The organism is Arenicella xantha (assembly GCF_003315245.1).
GTDB lineage: Bacteria > Pseudomonadota > Gammaproteobacteria > Arenicellales > Arenicellaceae > Arenicella > Arenicella xantha.
Genome location: NZ_QNRT01000002.1, coordinates 919,642 through 939,999, shown reverse-complemented (window position 1 = coordinate 939,999; position 20,358 = coordinate 919,642). Strand labels below are relative to the sequence as shown.

Below are 20,358 nucleotides of genomic sequence, written 5' to 3'. Positions count from 1 at the left end.
TTTTATGCGAGCAAAAATGACTAAGTTTCTCAGTCTAATTGGACTTCTAATGAGCTGTGCAATCGTCACCGCAAAGGGTTTTCCTGACTTTCCTTATTCCAAGGAAATGGATGTGCTAATTGTGGCAAATGACATGCAGGTTAACGGCATACGTATGCGTGCATTTCAATTTAAAACGTCCAAAGACGAAGCGCATATTGTTGATTTCTACAAAGGCGAATGGGGCGAGGAAATGACCGATGTGTTGTTTGGTGATTGGCGCATATTGTCACATCGCGATGGCGACTATTTATTAACGGTGCAAATTGAGCAAGGTGATCATCAGTTAACGCATGGCACCATGGGTATTACGCCGGCGTTCAAATTGGCCGAGCAGAGCGATCGAAAGTTGGCGAAACTTCAAAAGTCAGTTGGTAAGGATTTTCCGATGCTGCCTTCATCACAAGTGATTAGCGATATTCGCTCTGAAGATCTTGGCCAAGACTCACAGACCTTAATGTTTTCAAATAAACAAAGTATTCGTCAAAACGTTAACTTTTACCTAAGAAAAATGATGTCCGATGGTTGGCAGTTACTCGGCAGCAATGCAGAGCAAGCTGCTGAACTTGGCGCGTTCGCGCTGAACAAGGGCGAACAAAAGATGAACCTGAGTTTCGTCCGAGATCAAGGCGTCACCTACGGTGTCGCCGTAACCCTAAAATAATAATATTTTCACTACCCTACTAAAATATGAAAAACATTCCCACTACAAAACCAACCATGAGGTGTGTTGCGACGCGATCGCGGGGCGCTACCATGGTGGAGTACACAGTTGGTCTAGTAGCGCTAATCACAGTGTTGCTGGCGCCGGTTCCTACTAAAAACAAAAACGTGGTTCAGTTGCTCGAAGAAGCGATCAAGAAAGAGCACTCAGCATATATATACGCAAGTTCTTTGCCTTCACCCGAAAACTAAACGGACCATTATGCGCGATTTTTTGAAGTCTTGGGGGATGCTCCTAGTAGCCCTAGTGGTTGGCGTGCTGGCGTTTTTTACTGCGACCAGTTATCTGTCGGACGCTGAAGAAAACATTAAGCGAAGTTTGGCTGGCATTGATGGCGAAACCATCGATGTGGTGGTGGCATCGGTAGACATTGCGCCCGGTGATGCTGTCAGCTCACAGAATTTGGCTGTGGCGCAACTGTCTACCGCTAACCTGTCCGGCGCGGTAGTGACGCCCGATATGTTTGACGGAGTCGATGGTAGCTTGCTTAAAGTTCCGATGTCGCGAGGTGAGCCTTTGCTTGAGCATTTTCTAGAAGGGGTTCTTATAGAACGGTTTTCGGAGCTGCTCGAAGACGGGCAGCGCGCGGTTACCATTGAGGTCGACACTTTAACCAGCAACGCTGGTTTATTGTCGGTAGGTGATCATGTCGATATTTTCTTATCTGGCCCTTTCGCAGAATCTGAAACGGATGGAGATGGAGCGAAGTCGAACGAAGAGGTTTTGGTGCCATTGTATCAGCGCATCAAAGTGGTAGCGGTTGATCGGCATCCACTATTAACCCGCGAGCAAGACTATCGCCGACAAGATTACTTGAACGACGACGAAGCGTTTGACTATACGTCTGTCACGCTCGCTCTCCATGCTGATAACGCAGACAACTTGGCGTTTGCATCTAGCCTTGGCGAGATCGTATTTCTCCTGCGGCCTTCTAATGATACTGAGATGCGCAATTGGTCTACTGTCGATCGCGCCACGGTTCTGGAGAATAGCTCCGGCACACAGAAAAAATCATACGCCTTTTTCGGAAAAGGAAATCAAATTGCTGGTGGCATTAAGCCCGAATCGCGCAGTGTTATCGCCAGCAATTTACCGACCAAGAACAAAGGTAGAGCGTTTATTAAAAGCCTACGCGTTGGCACGGTTGACAATAATGAACCCGAGGTTCCGAGCGTTGAGCCTGATGCTGCGGATGCCGCCCCAGATATCGAGCAAGGATCACAACAAGACGAGCAAATCGAAGAGCAAAATTCGCCAGAAAATGACCCTGAAGGTTCAACTGAAAATGAATAGAAAAATTGTATTTTTGGGCATCTTTCTGCCTGTAATATTAGCATTCACGGCTAATGCAACTGCGTCTGATTTGACTCAAGTCTCACTTAATATGGGCGACATTCAGTTGCTCGAAGTTGGTGAGGTGGTGCGTTTAGCCGTGGGAGACGATGAAGTGGTTACCGCCACTATCTTAGACACCGGCAAAATGATGTTGATTCCTTTAAAGCCCGGCGATACCGAATTGGTGGTTTGGAAAACGGGAGAACGCCAACAGCGTTACCGTGTTCAGGTCTTGGCCAGCAATATGAGCGATAAAAAGGCTATTGTTGATGCAATTTTGCAGAACTTTGACCGAGTGTCATCACGCATCGTGGTGGACAAGATCGTGCTAGAAGGAATGGTCGATCCAACCGATGTAGATGGTTTTGAGAAATTAGTCGCTTCCTTAGAAAACGTTATCTCGTTCGTGAAACCCGTACCCGAATCGAAAGAGATGATTCGTTTAAAGGTACAGGTGTTGGAAGTTGATAAGCGCTATCGTAAGGACCTAGGAATTGATTGGGTTGACTCTGCAGAAGGTCCCTTATTTGGCACTATTGGTACATTCAGAAGCAACCCTGTTTATCGTATCTTTCCTGAAAATGATTTGGTTGATTGGCGCGAAATTCAAGGCCTAATTCCAATTAGTGACAAAGATTTTTACCCCTATTCTGGGCTAGCCACTACCCTAACTTCGCGCTTAGATTTTCTGCAGGAAAATGGCGCTGGTCGTATTCTTGCAGAGCCCAATCTTAGTACTCGAAGCGGCGAGTCAGCTACCTTTTTAGCGGGCGGTGAAATACCATTTCCATTCACTGATTCCGACGGACAGACAGTAGTCGAATTTAGAGAATATGGTGTGCGTTTAGAAATATTACCGACCGCTGATGGTCAGGGCAATATTGTGTCTACCATTGCCGCCGAAGTGAGTTCAATCGACACCGCTGTTACGGTTTTGGGCGTACCAGGTCTATTGATTCGCGAGACCGAAAGCACCGTCAATATCAAGCCAGGCGACACCATTGCTATCTCTGGCTTGTTATCAACTAATGATACTCGCAACATAGATAGCATTCCGCTACTTGGTGAGTTGCCCATTATTGGCGCGTTGTTTCGTTCTGAAAGTTTTCAAGAACAACGTACTGAAATTATATTTTTAGTGACCACCGAAATTGTCGATACGACGCAGCAAGCGGTGCGTAGTGAAAAGCTGCAAAAACACATGGATGAGCTCCGTGAAATACGCGGCAATGGTGGGATTTTTAGTGAACAACTGGCGGATTAAACTATGTTAGAAATCAGCATAAAGACAACCAAAGGAACGCATGTCGATACTTTGGTGACGTCGGAAAAAAAAGTTCTGGTTGGTAAGGATAAACGCTGCGAAGTACAACTTCGTGGCTGGCGAATCGGTCAGGAGCATGCAACGTTCTACAATCAAGATGACGGCGTCCATGTGCTTGATATGAAAGGCGCGTCTGGCGGTGTTCTGGTTAATGGTAAAAAAGTTGAACGCTATGGGCCGCTGTCTGAATCGGACCAAATTCAAATTGAATCGTACTTATTAACGGTGAAAGACCGCACCGATCGCTCACAGCAAAATGAGTCTAAACCGACATCGGAAGCACGCGATAAATCGACTGGGGTAGAGTCGCCAACGGCGGTGGTTACCGAGTTGAAGGTGGCTGCCGACGCGGCTCAGGCAGCGGTGCAAAAAATTGATCAGGCAAAGGTGGAATTAAGTCGTGAGTGGCGTGCCAAAATGCATGAGACACTGCTCAGTCAAATGGACCTTCGGCGCGTTAATGTTAAAGACATGAGCGACGACGATGTGCTCGACATGACACAAAAAATGTTAACCGACATTGTTAATGGGTTCACTGACTTTCCCGAGACTTTAGATCGTAAGAGTTTGGTTAAGCAAGTGCTGGATGAGTCGATTGGCTTAGGTCCACTAGAAGACTTAATTGCGGACGATGATATCAGTGAAATCATGGTCAATTCTGCCGATGACATTTTCTATGAAAAGAAAGGCGAGTTGTTTAAGTCGGAGATAACCTTCACTAATGACCGTGCTGTGCAGTACGCGATCGAACGAATCGTGACACCGCTCGGTCGGCGCATTGATGAGGGCTCACCAATGGTTGACGCTCGACTCAAAGATGGCTCGCGAGTGAATGCCGTTATTCCACCGCTGGCACTTAAAGGCTCGTCCATCACGATACGGAAATTCATGAAGGAGAAATTGACCGCGCAACATTTAGTTGGCTTCGGTTCAATGGATGCTCGCATGGTGGATTTTATTGAGACGGTAGTGACCCATAAGCAGAATGTGGTTATTTCTGGTGGCACCGGGTCGGGTAAAACGACGTTGCTAAACGTTTGTTCAAACTATATCCCAGATAACGAACGAATCATTACCGTCGAAGACGCGGCTGAATTAAAGCTCTATCAACCGAATCTTGTCGGCCTGGAGGCGCGCCCGCCAAACCAAGAAGGTAAAGGTGCGGTACACATTCGGGATTTGGTAAAAAACTGCCTGCGTATGCGGCCCGACCGCATTATTGTTGGCGAGTGTCGTGGCGGCGAGGCGTTGGATATGCTGCAAGCAATGAATACCGGGCACGACGGGTCGTTGACTACGGCGCATGCCAATAGTCCGCGTGATTGTATTTCGCGGATCGAGGTCATGGTCATGATGGCCGGCATGGATTTACCTATTCAGGCTATTCGCGAGCAACTTGCATCGGCCGTCGATATTATTATCCAGCAAACGCGTTTCTCTTGTGGTACACGAAAAGTAACCAGCATCTGTGAAGTCACCGGTATCGATCAAGGTGTGGTTCAACTGGGTGAAATATTTAAGTTTCAGCAAACTGGGCGTGATTCAAATGGCAAAGTAAAGGGTGAGTTTGTCGCATCAGGGCTGGTGCCACGAGTGGTTGAAGAACTGCGAGCCAGCGGTGTGCCGGTCGATATCAGTCTCTTTAATAATGACAAAAAGGAAGCGGTGTAGCGGAGTTGATATGAGCTTTCTGGTCGCCTTACTGTTCAGCATTACCATCATGATTTTGATGTATTTAGTGGTGGTCCCGCTATTTGATTCGGCCAATCGAGCCAAGATGCAATTTATCGATAAGACCAAGATGAGTTTGGCTGATATGTATCTGTTTATTGATGCTGAAAAGATATTCATATTATCGCTAGCGCTTATCTTTTTAGTATCGCTGATCTTGTTTGTTGCGACACGCTCCTTTGTATTTACCGCGATGGCGGCGTCATTATTGTCTTTCGCTCCTACGCTGCTTTTGCGCGTGTTAAAGAGTCGTCGTAAAGAAGCGTTCGTTAATCAATTGCCTGATTTCCTACTGAGTGTGTCGACCACCATGGCGGTCGGTATGGGCTTGACCCAGTCCATCGAGGTGAGTGCGCGCGAAGAAGGCGGTCCGTTGCAGCAGGAGTTTGATCTGTTCTTGAATGAATTGCGACTCGGTGTGAATTTTGATGATTCACTGGATAATTTGAATCTACGAATGGACACGCAAGAATTACAGCTGGTAGTAGCCGCGATGAAGATTTCGCGCGAAGTCGGCGGCAATTTGTCCGATGTTCTACGTCGATTATCCGACACGATTCGTACCAAACTCGAGATGGAGGGAAAGGTCAAAACGTTGACCGCGCAAGGTCGAATGCAAGGCATTGTGATGGTGTGTTTGCCGATCTTTGTTGGAATCGCTTTGTTCTTTATGGAGTCGACCAAACTTTATATGGGGCAACTCTTTACCGAGTGGTATGGCTGGTTAACGATCGCGTTTTTGGTGGTCATGTTAAGTCTCGGTTATTTCTTCATTCATAAGATTGTAAATATCGATGTTTAATCAATTCTTTATTATTGTCGTTGGGCTACTGTTTTCAGTGTCGCTGTGTGTGTTGATCTTTGCGGTCCGCAATATCGGACACACCATTCCCAAAGATGATCGCCGCTACAAGGACCCATTGCCGTTCAAAATGAAATTGATCTGGCCGTTAGCGAATTTTTTCGCGCACTACATAGGGCGATTTCTAAGTATTGAATATATTGAGCAGAGTAAACGCAAGCTGCAACGAGCTGAATTGATTTACTTAATGGAGCCCGAGCAGCTATTTGGCTTGCAGATTACCTCAGCATTAATCGCGAGTGTATTAGCCGGTGTCGCCTTGAATATGATTGATATGTTCACCTGGATGTACGTCATGATGGCAGCGATTTTGGGTTTTTTTCTACCGCTCATTTCGGCTAATGATCGACGTAAAAAGCGCGAGAAACAACTTATACGATCATTGCCGGTGTACTTAGATTTCATCACGATGGCGATTGAGGCCGGCATGAACTTAAGTGGTGCTATGCAACAAGCGGTCGAGAAAGGGCCGCCGGGGCCAATGGGCGTTGAGTTTAATACGGTATTGCGCGATGTGCGTGCCGGAATGAGTCGAATTGACGCACTGCGGTTGATGGCGACGCGACTCAATCTAAAAGAGATTAATAGTTTGGTGGCAGCGCTAGCTCAGGCTGAGAGCACCGGCGCAAGCCTGTCTGAGACCTTACGTATCCAGTCTTCACAGCGGCGTGTTGAACGGTTTCAAAAAGCCGAAAAAATGGCCATGGAAGCGCCCGTAAAACTCACCTTTCCGCTTGTGGCATTTATTTTTCCGTGCACCTTCGTTGTGTTGTTTTTTCCGATCGTGCTCAAATTCATCATGGAAACCTAAGCCGAAATGCGCGTCGTTGACCTACATGGTAATGAATTATTTGCTTCGCTTATCAGCATGGATACGTTTGGCCAGCGCCTCAAAGGGCTGCTGTTTCGAAACTCTATTAGTAAATCCGACGCCTTTTGGTTTGATCGCTGTTCGAGCGTTCACATGTTCGGCATGACATTTTCAATCGATGCCATTTTTTTGGATCGCGATTTTAAGGTTGTCAAGGTGCATAAAGAGCTACGACCGTGGCAAGTGGCGTGGTCATGGCGTGGTCATTCTGTGTTGGAGGTGTGTGCCGGACAGAGTGATCAGCTACATATAACAGTAGGACAAAGACTGAGGTTTATCGAACATGTTTAACTATTTAGTGTCATGCGCCACACGTTCCGTGTTTGCGACTTTGTTATTGGTGTCGCTGAGCTTTAGTGCTGGTTGTGTGTCGGCGTCGAGAACCACTCAAGTTGACGCCGGCAGCAGTTCGTCGTCACGTATACCCGGCGCATTAAGTTTGGATGAAAAGTTCAAAAAAGCCAACAGCGCTTATCAAGACGGCATGTTGGTAGAAGCCGAGCGCTGGTTCTTAAATATCGTCGCAGATCATCCCAACCTAGCTGATGCGTGGTTCAAACTGGGCAATATCTATTATCGGTCTGGTCGCTATGCCGCGGCGGTTAATGCCTATGAGCAAGTGCTAGTTAATGATAGTGCTTATGAGCAGGCTTGGTATAACTTAGCGCTGACGCGTGTTAGCCAATCGGTAGAAGTGATTGATCAAGCATTGCCCTATATCGCGCATGATTCTCCTTACTTTGACCGCGCGCTTGCATTAAAGGAGCGGTTGATTAACCGCGTGGCGGAAAAATCTGAGCAGGTTGAGACGCCAATTAGTGACACGCAGGCAGTAGAGATTGAACCAGCGAGCCGTGTTGGAAGCGATCAGCTTGATGATAATAAGTCTGGATTTACAGACGATACGAGTGGGCAATAGAGCGGAGTCATGTCATGAAAATGCATAATCATCCTTCTAAGCAAAGATACCGAGCTACTGAGACTGGGGCAACGTTGGTAGAACTCATTTATGTGCTGCCATTATTTTTCATTTTGTTGTTTGGCATTGTTGAGATGTCCTACGTATATCGCTCGAAGGCCACGCTTAACAATGCAACCTTCGAGGCTGCACGCTTGGGTTCGTTGAAGAATGCAGACCGAGGTGAAATGCGACAAGCGTTAGCTAATGGCATGATGCCGCTATTTGTTGACGGTGATAAATCGGTGGCGGGTCTAGGTCGAGCATATGTTGAAGCACGTGCCTTTGAGGCCAGTCTTAATGTGGCGGCGATTGGAGACTTAGACACAGTTGAAATTATTAGTCCAAACCTACGGGTCTTCCAGTCGTTCAAGAGACGAATCCCGGTGTTAGACGAACGGCGACAGCGAGTATCGTATGTGGACGCCATACCGAATGACAATTTGCAATTTCGAGAAACGCGCACACGTCGTATACGAATAGGTAGCCAGAATCTCGATATCAATATTCAAGATGCCAACCTATTAAAGATAAAGACACTTTGGTGTCATAGGCTCAAAGTGCCGGGGTTGCGAGATCTAGCGTATCGCACGATTCTTAGAGGGTTCTTCGGGCTTGGAAGTTCCGCTGAACAACGCTCGTGCAATGCGCTTGGAGCCGCCACTGGCAGCGTATATGTTGCGATCACCGCGCATTCCATTGTTCGCATGCAAAGTCCAATATACCGCGGCGGATTAGAAAATTAGTCGTATGAACGTAGCAGGCAGAAAATCAGCCATTTGGCTTAATCAATCTTTACCAACCGATACATAAACTATGAAACGTGTGACCTTTCTCTCTTTTGACCGATACACCGTACTGTTGAGTTTGTTGCTAGTGTATTCAAGCAGCAGCATAGCTTGCTCGGGGTTCCAGGCCACTGATGCTGAACTGTTTAGTCGAGTGGCTAAGTCCAACACAATGACCACCATTATTGAAGGTCCGATCAAGTATCAAGAGTCAGTGCAGGACGGCTTTTCCGTCGGTTATCGACCGAGTCAGAGTCATGATATTGCCGGAACGTTTTGTCAAGAGGTGTATGATTTTGACGAATCAGCGAGCGCATTATCAGTGTTCCAGTCGCTGCGTTCTGCTTACCTTCAAAATGGCAAATCACTGAGTTTTGAATGCCAGCGTGCAGAATGTGGTGAAGTTGAAGGTTGGAGTTTGTATCTGAATAAATATATCGCTGGGAATAGCGACAATCAGTACTTTCTATTAAGTTCGATCAGTAACGGGAGTCAATATTTAAGTGCCACAATGGTGTATGTGTCTGAGTTTGATAGCCGGCCACGCTTAGTGTTGACCTCAGTTCACGACCTTGCGTTGCGTAATGTGGTCGGGCTTGGGCTGGCGGCATCATTTCCAGCGGAAGGCAGTGGTCAAACTCCAGCTGAGAAGCTTGGCAGTGTGTATTTTGATGTTGGTCAGAGTAACGTCACTGATACGACAAAGCTGGATGCGCTGATTCAAGGAGTTCGAGATGCGTCCGCAACGGATCGTTTCTTAGTAGTAGGTTTTACTGACACGGCAGGGAGCGCGCAAACTAATTTCACGTTGTCAGAACTGCGCGCGCAACACTTAGTCGAAGCGTTAGTGCAGCAAGCCGGTATTGATAAGGAACGTCTATTCCATGTTGGCGGTGGTGAGACTCACGTTGCCGGAAGGTCTCCGTCTTTAGCTCGTAAGGTAGACATTTATCGTCTTCGCGTAGACGGCTAAATAGGTGGCTAGATAGTTTTATGTTGGTTCGTTTCATCTGATACACGAGGCCTAGAATGCTGCCGTTTTCTGAGCAAGCGGCACTGACCTATTGTGCGCATTCTATTCTTGTAGAAACTCTATGCTGTGCCGCATTGCCGTCAAATAACGTTCATCCTTTGACGCGGGTTCGCGGCCGAGTAACTTCTTTCACGATAAAAATCGTTTCTAACCGTTTAACTGAGGGTTAACAAATTGCTAAAGTACGCGCTAGCGGTATTCCTATCAGCATTTTTGCTATTTCAAGTCCAGCCAATAGTGGCAAAGTACTTACTTCCATGGTTTGGCGGTGCGTCGAGTGTTTGGACCGTTTGCTTAGTTTTCTTCCAGGTGTTTCTGTTACTCGGTTATTTGTACGCGCATTTGTTATGCAAGATAGCATCGATCAAACACCAGACACTGATTCATGTGTGCTTGGTCGGTTTGGCGATGCTGGCGTTCCTGCCGATTGAACCCTCTGGTGCTGCCGTGTCAGGTCTAACTGATAACCCGCAGATCGAAATTTTGTTAGTGTTAGTGTTAACGATTGGTTTGCCGTATGCGCTGATCTCGTCATCAGGGCCATTATTTCAAAGTTGGTTTCAGCATGATTTCCCTAGCGGCGCTACATACCGTCTGTACGCTCTCTCCAATACTGGTTCGTTGCTTGGGTTGCTATCGTATCCATTGCTGTTTGAGCCTTTTTTGGATCTAAAGCAGCAGGCTAATTTGTGGTCCGTGGGCTTTCTGGTCTATTTTGCTATTTGCCTAGTTTGTTTGTGGTCCGCCAAACGAAACTTGGTGCCGGTCAGCGGAGCGAATGAGCGCTTAGCAGACCACAACGCAGATAACACGCATGAGTCAAACTTGCGTCCAACTCTCCCGACCATACTGCTTTGGATTGGTTTGGCCGCTACCGCATCGGTATTGTTGTTGGCGACGACAAATCAGATTACACAGGATATAGCGTCGGTGCCGTTTCTTTGGATATTGCCGTTAGCGCTGTACTTAATCTCATTCATTATCTGCTTTGATAAGCCAACCTGGTATCGACGGCGCTTTTGGGTGCCGTTGCTGATTGCGTCATCGGTTGCTGCCTTAATAGCGATAATGAAAGGAAGTACGGCAAGCTTTTGGTATCAAATTTTGGCATACACCGGCATGTTGTTTGTCGGTTGCATGGTGTGTCATGGTGAGTTGTACGCCAAGAGGCCGCATCCAGCGCTGCTGACAAAGTTCTATTTAACCGTATCATTGGGTGGTGCGCTAGGCGGTTTTTTTGTGGCACTAGTAGCGCCCTTGTTATTTACTGGGTATTGGGAGCTGCACTTGGTTTGGGTTGTCCTGTTTGTGTTAGTGGGTTTGTGTTTGTTCGCTAATGCTAAGTTTAAATCGCGTTTAATGGATTTAGGGGCGCAGGTCGCATGGACCCTGTTGTGTGTGGTGTTGAGCTTCATGTTGTATGCACATATTGAAAACCGTAAAGCCAATGTCAGTGAGCAGACGCGCGGATTTTATGGGGTTCTGACTTTAAGCGAGCACCTCTTCGATGAAGCGAGTTCGCCTGAACCGCGTCGTATTCGACTATTAAAAAATGGCTCAATTATTCATGGCTCGCAATTAACGCTTGACGGCAAACCGCTATTTCAACCGACCAGTTATTACAGTGAGCAGAGTGGTGTAGGGCTAGCGATTGAGTATCAGCTTGGCAAAGAGCACTTACCTGGCCCGCGAGTTGGAGTTCTTGGTATGGGAGCGGCCACGATTGCGAGCTTATGCGAGTCGTGTCGTACATTAACATTTTTTGAAATTGACCCAAATGTAATCGATATTGAACAGCGCTATTTTTCAAATATAGCTGAGGCGAGGGCGGCTGGAGTAAGCGTGGATGTTATTGAGGGCGATGGGCGTATATCATTAAGTGGGGCAGTGGCCGGCGGAGAGCCATTTGACTTCGATGTGCTCGCGATTGATGCTTTTAGTGGCGATGCGATTCCAGTACATTTGTTGACGTACGAGGCAGTCGAACTGTATTGGCAAAACCTCAGCGCCAATGGCATTCTCGCCATGCATATATCTAACCGGCACTTAGATATTGCTCCAGTGATAATTAAAATTGCCAAAGAGATGGGTAAGACTGTAGTTAAAGCGAGTAATCTGGATGATCAATCGCGCGCCGTCTATGCGTCTGACTGGATATTGATGACTGATAATCAAGACTTCTTGAATCAACTTGTGTCGCCACAAGCATGCAATAAAGGGCAAGTAAAAGACTTGCCGACCTGGACCGATCAGTATAGCAATATAGTGCGTATAATGAGCCAGCCGACAATAGGTAACGATTCGGAACATCAGCGCTTTACTTGCTATTGATCATCAATAGTTTGGCGGCGCAATTACTGACTGGTTACTTGGTGAACAATAAATTTGCCTGAGTAAGTCTCTGCCGATATTTCACCGTTCCGAGGTGCGCCAAAGGTGAGCAGGTGTCGATATTCGTTCCTGAGTGGCGTGATTAAGGTGTGGTTGCTAAATTAATGGCAGTTTTTTTGTTGTTAACTAGCCCTGTTAACAGCAGAACCAGATAGAATCAGTCTTCGTTCAACCCAGTCTAAGATTGTTGCCAGCCTTGCATATTTTAATCAGCAATGATGACGGTTTTGATGCTCCCGGATTAGCGGTGTTGCATCAAGCCCTAAAGAATCAATATCACCGCGTTACTGTGGTCGCGCCTAAGTCTGATCGGAGTGGCTGCGGCATGGGCATTAGCCTGCGTCAACCGGTCGCGGTTGAACGTGTCGCTGAGGATCAGTATGTGGTTGACGGAACGCCGGTCGATTGCGTTTATCTGGGCTTGTTGAATCTGGTCGATGAGCCCGTTGACTTGGTGATTTGCGGTATCAACAATGGCACTAATTTAGCCGATGATGTGTTTTACTCGGGTACTTTTGCTGGTGCCATGGAGGCGCGTTTTTTGGCGATGCCGGCTATCGCGTTGTCGGTTACCGAGCGTAATGTACAGCACTATGAAACAGCCGCGTATCTTGCCGTGCAAATGGTCAACGCGATGTCACATTTGCACTATCGTTCGTTGATTTCAGTTTTAAATGTAAATGTGCCCGATGTGCCTGCCGCCGATTTGCGCGGCTATAAAGCAACAGTGCTTGGTGAGCGCGAGGCACCGTTGATATCGAGCCGTGAATCGGGGGATGGCGATAATGCCGTATACCGACTGGGCGCGGCAGGGCCATTTCGAAAAACTAAGCGATCCAAAATGCAAGATTTTGAAGCGGTTGCTCAGGGTTTTGCATCGATCACACCATTGAGTGCACGCTTTGCTGATAGTGCTTATGTAGATGATGTGCAAGTTTGGTTGGACGAAATGTAACTCATGAGCTACAGCGACCAATTACATAAGTCTCAATATGCTGGTATCGGAATGACTTCTGACCGTACCCGCAAGCGTTTGATTGATCAACTTAGAACCATGGGGATCAACGACACTAACGTGTTAGACGTGATGCAGAGTTTACCGCGCCACGTGTTTGTTGACGAAGCCTTAGCGAGTCGAGCGTACGAAAATACTGCGTTGCCGATCGGGCATGGTCAAACTATATCGCAGCCCTATACCGTTGCGCTAATGACGCAAACCTTATTGAATAAGCCGCGCGCAAAGGTGCTGGAGATTGGCACTGGTTGTGGCTATCAAACCGCGGTGTTGGCACCATTATGTACACAAGTGGTAAGTATTGAGCGGATCGTTAAGTTGCATCGCGCCGCACGTGATCGTTTGTATGATTTGGGCGTTCGGAATGTGGTTTTTCGGCATGGCGATGGGTTTGCTGGAATGACCGATTACGCTCCCTTCGACGGCATTTTGGCTGCCGCTGTATCCGAGGATGTACCGCCCGAACTGATTGATCAATTGGCTATTGGTGGTCGAGTGGTAATGCCGGTAGGCCGAGATGCGCGGCAGCATTTAATCGTTATTGACAAAACCAGCAATGGTTTGGTGCAACAAGAAATAGAGGCGGTGCGTTTTGTTCCCCGCCTTGCTGGGCTAGGATAGTCATGAAGTTATTTGAACCGATTTACACGAAAATTTTGCAATGGGCAAAGCATCCGCATGCTGAACAATACTTGGCCGGAGTCAGCTTTGCAGAGTCTTCATTTTTCCCAATACCGGTAGACGTAATGCTTGCACCAATGGTGTTAGCGAATCGTGCCAAAGCATGGCGTTTGGCTGCTATAACCACGGTCATGTCGGTGCTCGGCGGGATGGCGGGTTACATGATTGGGCGGTTTTTGTTTGATTCGTATGGCGAGCAGTTTCTGCTGTTTTTCGATGCACATGAAACGTTCGAGCTGATCAAACATAATTACAATCAATATGGTGTGTTGATTATTCTTTTAGCGGGTTTTACGCCTGTGCCCTATAAAATATTTACCATCGCGTCGGGCGTCATGAGCATTGCATTTTTACCGTTTGTATTGCTTTCGTTGGTTGGTCGCGGGGCACGCTTCTTCTTAGTTGCTGGTTTGGTTCGATTGGGCGGTGACCGACTCGAGGAGACGCTGCTTCAGAAGGTTGAGTGGCTAGGCTGGGGAACCTTGCTAGTCGTTGGTGCCGGTGGTTTGGTCTATTATTTAACTCATTTAGCGTAAAACCCAGTGCCGCGCTACCGTAGTTTAACTATCTGTATCGTATTTGCGCTGTTAGCTGCCTGCAAACCACCAACTAAAGTGGCGGTGGAAGAACGTAAAGTGACGACCGTGAGACAAGAGACCGAGCGTCTTGGTGGCCAATTGATACGAATTGTGCAGCCAGGTGACACGCTGCATGGCATCTCATTTGCTCTCGGGTTAAATGTGAATAAATTGGCTGCATGGAACGGCATCCGAGATACCAGTAAATTGCAGGTTGGTCAGCGCATTCGTCTGACCGAGCCAATTGGCTTTACCTCGCGGCCGGTGGCGGCGGCTAACAAGCCTAAGGCAAGCGCTAAGCCGGTAACTCGGTCAGCCGCGCGCGCGGTTGATAAGCCGGCGCAAAAAAAGCCTGTTAAACCAGTGGCTACACCTCCATCGAGTGCAAGTAAGACTGTAGCGAGCAAACCCAAACCTAGCATCAAAACCACCTCTCAACCTAAAGCAGTAGTTAAGAGTGGTGGGCAAGCTTGGCGATGGCCAACGATTGGCACGGTGGTTGGTAAATTTACCGCGGGTCGAGGACACCAAGGAATTGATATTCGTGCGACACGAGGGCAGTCGGTGACGGCGGCCAAGCCAGGTGAGATTGTGTATGTGGGTAACAGCCTTAAAGGCTACGGTAATCTTATTATTATTAAGCACGATGAAGAGTTTTTGAGTGCCTATGCGCACAATCAAGACATTTATGTGCGTGAAGGGCAAACCGTTCGGTCGCAACAAAAGATAGCCACTGTTGGTGTTAATAATCAGCGCATAGCCGCGCTGCACTTCCAAATACGTCGAGAAGGCCAGCCGGTCGACCCGCTTAAACATCTGCCGCCACGCTAGCGTTTAACCGCTAAACGAGAGTAGTATAGGGTGACGAATCACCTAATGCAGGATTCTCTTGGTACGACATATCGGCAAATCTCCGTCTGTTCCACTATCGCCGCATAAGAATTCGGCGACACCTCGTGCTGTGTCTCGTTGTCGGATTAATCATGATGCCGAGTTCCTTTATATGCGAGATATAGAGTTCGTACCTCTGCTCACTGCCGCTCAAGAGCTCGACTTAGGTCGACGCGTACAGCAAGGCGATGCTGCTGCTCGCGACCAAATGATTGAGTCAAATTTGCGTTTGGTGGTAAAGATTGCACGTAAATATTTTGCCACGGATGTTGCGTTAATGGATCTAATCGAAGAGGGCAATATTGGCTTGATGCACGCAGTGGAAAAGTATGATCCAGAAAAGGGCTTTCGTTTTTCGACTTATGCTGCATGGTGGATCCGTCATGAAATTGAACGGTTTATCATGAATCAGTCACGCACGGTACGGCTACCAATACATATTGTTCGCGCGCTGAATAAGTATAAACGCGTGAGTTATGAGCTAGTTCAAACCCTGCAGCACGAACCGAACCTGAGAGAGATATCAGACTATACTGACCACACAATGAGTGATCTAGGGCGATTAATAAACTTGAATCGCTCCTCGCAGTCAGTAGATGCACCACTGGGTGGCAATGCCATTAATAATTTCACGCTGTTGGATGCCTACCAAAATAAGGATTCAGAGAATCCTATGGCGGTGGTGCAGCAACATGAAGTGCATGATCACTTGGTTGAGTGGTTGGACTTCTTGGCAGATCGACCGCGCGATATCATCGAGCGCCGCTATGGTTTACAAGGCTATGGTTTACAAGGCCTTGGCTTGCATGGTGACGATGTTGTTTATGGTGAGCCGCAAACCTTGGACCAGGTGGCTGAGGCGGTCGGTTTGACTCGTGAGCGTGTGCGGCAAATTCAGATGCAAGCATTAGAGAAGCTGAGAGCTATCTTAATCAACAATGGTTATACGTGGGACGATGTCTCCGCAATCAAGAAATAGTCAGTTTAAGGCAATTTAAACCACATTAACCGCGACATTAAATCGTAGGCTGGCTACAATACCAGCAGCCGTTTAACTCCAATCTTTCCGTCCAGCATGGCAAAGGATGATTTTCCGCGCATTAAGCGCCTCCCTCATTACGTGTTCAATATCGTCGGCGAACTCAAGGCCGACGCGCGTGCTCGAGGGGAAGACATTATTGATTTCGGGATGGGTAATCCAGATCAACCCACTCCACAACCAATCGTTGACAAGCTGTGTGAGGCTGCTCAACGTGGCGATACGCATCGATATTCTGTGTCGCGTGGTATTCCGAGGTTACGACGTGCCATCTGTGATTGGTATGGTCGACGCTTTGATGTCGATATTGATCCAGAAACCGAAGCAATTGTCACCATTGGCTCCAAAGAAGGCTTAGCTCATCTAGCTATGGCGACGATGGATCGTGGTGACTCGGTATTGGTGCCGAATCCCGCGTATCCTATACATCCGTATGGGTTTATTATCGCTGGTGCGGACATCCGTCACGTGCCAATAGGGCCGGGAATTGATTTTTTCGAAGAGTTGGAAACGGCTGTTCGCAATATGTTTCCGAAACCTAAAATGCTGGTGCTGAATTTTCCAGGTAACCCGACTGCGCAATGTGTTGAGTTGGACTTTTTTGAGCGGATCGTGGAAATGGCGATCGAGCATCAATTTTGGGTGATTCAAGATTTAGCCTACGCGGACATTGTTTTTGATGGTTATGTCGCTCCGTCAATTATGCAAGTTCCTGGCGCTAAAGATATTGCGGTGGAATCATTCAGCTTATCCAAAAGCTATAATATGCCAGGTTGGCGAGTTGGTTTTTTGGTTGGCAACCCCACCTTAATCTCAGCGTTGGCACGAATGAAATCGTATTTGGATTACGGTATGTTTACGCCGATCCAGATTGCATCTATTTACGCGCTTGAAGCACCGGAAGCAACGCAATGGATTGGTGAGATACGCGACATGTATCAGCGCCGACGTGACGTGCTTTGTGATGGACTAACCGCTGCGGGTTGGCCGGTCGATAAGCCGAAAGCCACAATGTTTGTATGGGCTAAAATCCCCGAGCGTTTTCTTGAGCTTGGTTCGATGGAATTCTGCAAAATTCTCTTAAAAGAGGCGAAAGTAGCGGTATCACCAGGTATTGGTTTTGGTGAGTATGGTGATGACTACGTGCGTTTCGGGCTAATCGAAAACGAACAGCGGACGCGTCAAGCGATCCGCAATATCAAATCTTTACTACTACATCCTGAACGCGTAAAAACGTAAGTTAACGCGAAGTTAAACCATATTATGAAATCGATAAAAGTCGGAATATTAGGTTTGGGCACGGTCGGCGGTGGAACTGCCAATGTGCTTCAACGCAACGCGGATGAAATCTCTCGCCGAGCCGGTCGTAATATCGAGGTGATAATGGCGTCAGTTCGAGATTTGGCGCGACCTCGCTTATGTGACTGTAGCAGTCTGACATTGACCACCGACCCGTTTGAAGTGGTTAACAACCCAGATGTCGACATTGTTGTGGAGCTGATTGGCGGTGAAACATTGGCCAAAGAACTTATGTTGCTCGCGATCGACAACGGCAAGCACGTGGTGACTGCCAATAAAGCCTTAATCGCTTTACACGGCAATGAAATATTTGCCGCAGCGCAAGAGCAAGGTGTCTCAGTGCTTTTTGAGTCCGCCGTAGCGGGCGGTATCAGCATTATCAAGAGTATTCGTGAGGGCTTAGCCGGCAATCGTATTGAATTGGTGGCTGGTATTATTAACGGTACTGGGAACTTTATTTTGACCGAAATGCGCGACAAAGGACGCCCATTCGAAGATGTGTTGGCCGAAGCTCAAGCACTCGGCTATGCCGAAGCAGACCCAACCTTTGATGTCGAAGGAATTGATGCAGCACACAAATTAACTATTTTAGCGTCCATAGCGTTCGGTATTCCTTTGCAGTTCGACAAGGTCTATACCGAAGGTATTACTGACTTGAGCCTCACCGACGTTGATTATGCTGAGCAACTCGGTTATCGCATCAAACATCTTGGTGTAGCTAAGGCTAGCAAAGACGGAATCGAGATGCGTGTGCATCCGACCTTGATTCCCGCTAAACGATTAATAGCCAACGTAGATGGCGTGATGAATGCCGTGATGGTGCGTGGTGATGCCGTCGGTAACACTCTGCATTACGGGGCTGGTGCTGGCGCGGAACCTACCGCCTCAGCGGTGGTGGCCGATATTGTTGATGTGGCGCGCACGATTACCGCTGACCCACATAATCGAGTACCGCACTTGGCATTTCAGCCTGATGCGTTAATTGATTTACCAGTTAAATCTCAAGATGCATTTGAATGTGCCTTTTATTTGCGGTTTGAGGTTAATGATGTGGCCGGTGTGATGTCGCAATTGTCGGCGCAATTTGCTGATCAAAACATCAGCATTGAAGCGATTACGCAGAAAGAGCCCAAAGTCGACGAAGATTTCGTTTCGGTGATTTTCATTACGCAGCGCACCACTGAAGGGCGTGTAAACCGGGCTATTAAGCAAATTGAATCAATGGCCGACGTGCGTAAAAAAGCCATCAAGATTCGTGTCGAACACTTAAATTAGTTAATCATGAAATTTATTAGCACACGTGGCGATGCGCCGGCTTTGTCATTCGAAGAGGTTGTTTTGGCGGGCTTGGCTTCCGATGGTGGCTTGTATGTGCCCGAATTGCTGCCATCGTTTAGTCAGACTGAAATCGCCAGCTGGGCGGGCTTGTCTTATCAAGATCTGGCGTTTAAGGTTATTCAGCCGTTCGTTGATGGTGAAATTAGTGATGCAGATTTAACCGACATTATTGCTAAAGCCTACGAGGGGTTTCGCCATCCGGCGATAGCGCCGTTAGTTCAAACTGATCATAATGAATGGGTATTAGAGCTGTTCCAGGGGCCGACCTTAGCGTTTAAAGATTTTGCTCTGCAATTTCTCGGTCATTTGTTGGATTTTATTCTAGCCAAGCGTCAACAGAAGGTGGCGGTGTTAGGTGCGACCTCCGGAGATACTGGCTCAGCGGCGATCGAAGGCTGTCGTCGATGCGACAATATCGACATTTTCATCTTGCATCCAGATCAACGCGTGTCAGAAGTGCAGCGCCGTCAAATGACCACAGTGCTCGCCGATAACGTTTTTAATATTGCCCTGCAAGGCAACTTCGATGACTGTCAGAACATGGTAAAGGCCAGTTTTCGTGACCAGTCATTTTTGCCTGATGGAAGACAGTTGGTCGCGGTTAACTCGATCAATTGGGCGCGAATTATGGCGCAGATAGTCTACTATTTCTATGCCTCTCTGGCGTTGGGCGGCCCTCATAGACCTGTTTCATTTGCGGTGCCAACCGGTAACTTTGGTGATATTTTTGCGGGTTATCTGGCTAAGCAAATGGGCTTGCCGATTGAGCAGTTGGTGATTGCGACCAATGCCAATGATATTCTACATCGGTGTATCTCTGCCAATGATCATAGCAAGCATGCTTTGCATCAGTCTTTGTCGCCAAGTATGGATATCATGGTTTCGAGCAACTTCGAGCGTCTTTTGTTTGATCTCTACGGTCGACAAGGAGCTGAAATTCAGCGATTGATGAGCGAATTCGAAAGTGGCACGATGCGCCTCGATGAGAAAGTATTGAGTCATGCCCGCAGTTTATTTTCGAGCTATCGTTTAGACGATGCCGATACTTTGGCGATAATTCGTCAAGTGTATGAAGAGTCTGGTTATCTTTTAGATCCGCACACCGCCATTGGGGTTGCCGCGGCACGTGCTACCCGGCGTCAGCATGATACCCCGATGGTGTGTTTGGCAACCGCGCATCCGGCAAAGTTTCCTGATGCTATCACTCAGGCTCTACAATCTGTTGATGGAACCACCGCTGTTGAGCCTGCATTACCTAGTCATATGCATGATTTATTTGTGCGTGAAGAGCGCTACACTGTGCTTGAAAATGATATTGCCAGTGTTCATGAGTTCATCAACCAAGCGTTGGACTAACGTTTGAGGTCAGCTACTTGGCTGACATTAACATGCTATTAACTCGCGGTTAGGAGCTGGCTAAGGCGTAGTCAGTCGGCGGCTTTTTGAGTATGATGTCGACAA

The 20,358-nt window shown here is 47.6% G+C and carries 19 protein-coding genes; all 19 read left to right on the top strand.

Annotation, left to right across the window (positions count from 1 at the left end):
* Positions 1-16: 16 nt before the first annotated feature.
* The 19 genes from DFR28_RS09850 (at position 17) to thrC (ending at position 20,253) form a co-directional block, all read left to right on the top strand.
* Positions 17-703, top strand: coding sequence for a hypothetical protein (locus DFR28_RS09850; RefSeq protein ID WP_147250988.1), 687 nt, complete (start codon positions 17-19; stop codon positions 701-703).
* A gap of 261 nt (positions 704-964) precedes the next feature.
* On the top strand, positions 965-2,056 hold the full coding sequence (gene cpaB, locus DFR28_RS09845; RefSeq protein WP_113954152.1) for a Flp pilus assembly protein CpaB: 1,092 nt from the start codon (positions 965-967) through the stop codon (positions 2,054-2,056).
* Complete coding sequence (locus DFR28_RS09840; RefSeq protein ID WP_170132052.1) at positions 2,049-3,362, top strand: type II and III secretion system protein family protein; 1,314 nt, start codon at positions 2,049-2,051, stop codon at positions 3,360-3,362. Before cpaB ends, DFR28_RS09840 begins: the two co-directional genes overlap by 8 nt.
* A 3-nt stretch (positions 3,363-3,365) precedes the next feature.
* Complete coding sequence (locus DFR28_RS09835) at positions 3,366-5,093, top strand: TadA family conjugal transfer-associated ATPase (RefSeq protein WP_113954150.1); 1,728 nt, start codon at positions 3,366-3,368, stop codon at positions 5,091-5,093.
* Between the two features lie 10 nt (positions 5,094-5,103).
* Positions 5,104-5,955, top strand: a complete 852-nt coding sequence (locus DFR28_RS09830) for a type II secretion system F family protein (protein WP_170132051.1) — start codon at positions 5,104-5,106, stop codon at positions 5,953-5,955.
* A complete protein-coding gene (locus tag DFR28_RS09825; protein WP_113954148.1) occupies positions 5,948-6,826 on the top strand; it encodes a type II secretion system F family protein in 879 nt (292 codons plus the stop codon). The genes DFR28_RS09830 and DFR28_RS09825 overlap by 8 nt, the downstream gene beginning before the upstream one ends.
* Before the next feature lie 6 nt (positions 6,827-6,832).
* Positions 6,833-7,177, top strand: a complete 345-nt coding sequence (locus tag DFR28_RS09820; protein ID WP_113954147.1) for a DUF192 domain-containing protein — start codon at positions 6,833-6,835, stop codon at positions 7,175-7,177.
* Complete coding sequence (locus DFR28_RS09815) at positions 7,170-7,805, top strand: tetratricopeptide repeat protein (protein ID WP_113954146.1); 636 nt, start codon at positions 7,170-7,172, stop codon at positions 7,803-7,805. Before DFR28_RS09820 ends, DFR28_RS09815 begins: the two co-directional genes overlap by 8 nt.
* 14 nt (positions 7,806-7,819) lie before the next feature.
* Positions 7,820-8,590 carry a TadE/TadG family type IV pilus assembly protein gene (locus DFR28_RS09810; protein WP_113954145.1) on the top strand — a complete coding sequence of 257 codons (771 nt, stop codon included), beginning with the start codon at positions 7,820-7,822 and terminating at the stop codon, positions 8,588-8,590.
* Between the two features lie 70 nt (positions 8,591-8,660).
* Positions 8,661-9,605, top strand: a complete 945-nt coding sequence (locus DFR28_RS09805) for an OmpA family protein (RefSeq protein ID WP_113954144.1) — start codon at positions 8,661-8,663, stop codon at positions 9,603-9,605.
* 234 nt (positions 9,606-9,839) lie between these two features.
* Positions 9,840-11,996, top strand: coding sequence for a spermidine synthase (locus DFR28_RS09800; protein ID WP_113954143.1), 2,157 nt, complete (start codon positions 9,840-9,842; stop codon positions 11,994-11,996).
* A 256-nt stretch (positions 11,997-12,252) separates the two neighbouring features.
* On the top strand, positions 12,253-13,011 hold the full coding sequence (surE, locus tag DFR28_RS09795) for a 5'/3'-nucleotidase SurE (RefSeq protein ID WP_170132050.1): 759 nt from the start codon (positions 12,253-12,255) through the stop codon (positions 13,009-13,011).
* 3 nt (positions 13,012-13,014) lie between these two features.
* Complete coding sequence (locus tag DFR28_RS09790) at positions 13,015-13,692, top strand: protein-L-isoaspartate(D-aspartate) O-methyltransferase (RefSeq protein ID WP_113954141.1); 678 nt, start codon at positions 13,015-13,017, stop codon at positions 13,690-13,692.
* 2 nt (positions 13,693-13,694) lie between these two features.
* Positions 13,695-14,288 (top strand): YqaA family protein, encoded by a 594-nt coding sequence (locus DFR28_RS09785; protein WP_113954140.1) that lies wholly within the window; start codon positions 13,695-13,697, stop codon positions 14,286-14,288.
* Between the two features lie 99 nt (positions 14,289-14,387).
* Positions 14,388-15,161 carry a peptidoglycan DD-metalloendopeptidase family protein gene (locus DFR28_RS09780; RefSeq protein WP_211316950.1) on the top strand — a complete coding sequence of 258 codons (774 nt, stop codon included), beginning with the start codon at positions 14,388-14,390 and terminating at the stop codon, positions 15,159-15,161.
* A gap of 58 nt (positions 15,162-15,219) precedes the next feature.
* Positions 15,220-16,200 carry a sigma-70 family RNA polymerase sigma factor gene (locus DFR28_RS09775; RefSeq protein ID WP_147250986.1) on the top strand — a complete coding sequence of 327 codons (981 nt, stop codon included), beginning with the start codon at positions 15,220-15,222 and terminating at the stop codon, positions 16,198-16,200.
* A gap of 96 nt (positions 16,201-16,296) precedes the next feature.
* The gene (alaC, locus tag DFR28_RS09770; protein WP_113954137.1) at positions 16,297-17,499 is read left to right on the top strand and encodes an alanine transaminase; all 1,203 of its coding nucleotides are present in this window, start codon (positions 16,297-16,299) and stop codon (positions 17,497-17,499) included.
* Positions 17,500-17,523: 24 nt separating this feature from the next.
* Complete coding sequence (locus DFR28_RS09765) at positions 17,524-18,834, top strand: homoserine dehydrogenase (RefSeq protein ID WP_113954136.1); 1,311 nt, start codon at positions 17,524-17,526, stop codon at positions 18,832-18,834.
* Positions 18,835-18,840: 6 nt separating this feature from the next.
* Positions 18,841-20,253 (top strand): threonine synthase, encoded by a 1,413-nt coding sequence (gene thrC, locus DFR28_RS09760; protein ID WP_113954135.1) that lies wholly within the window; start codon positions 18,841-18,843, stop codon positions 20,251-20,253.
* Positions 20,254-20,358: the final 105 nt, after the last annotated feature.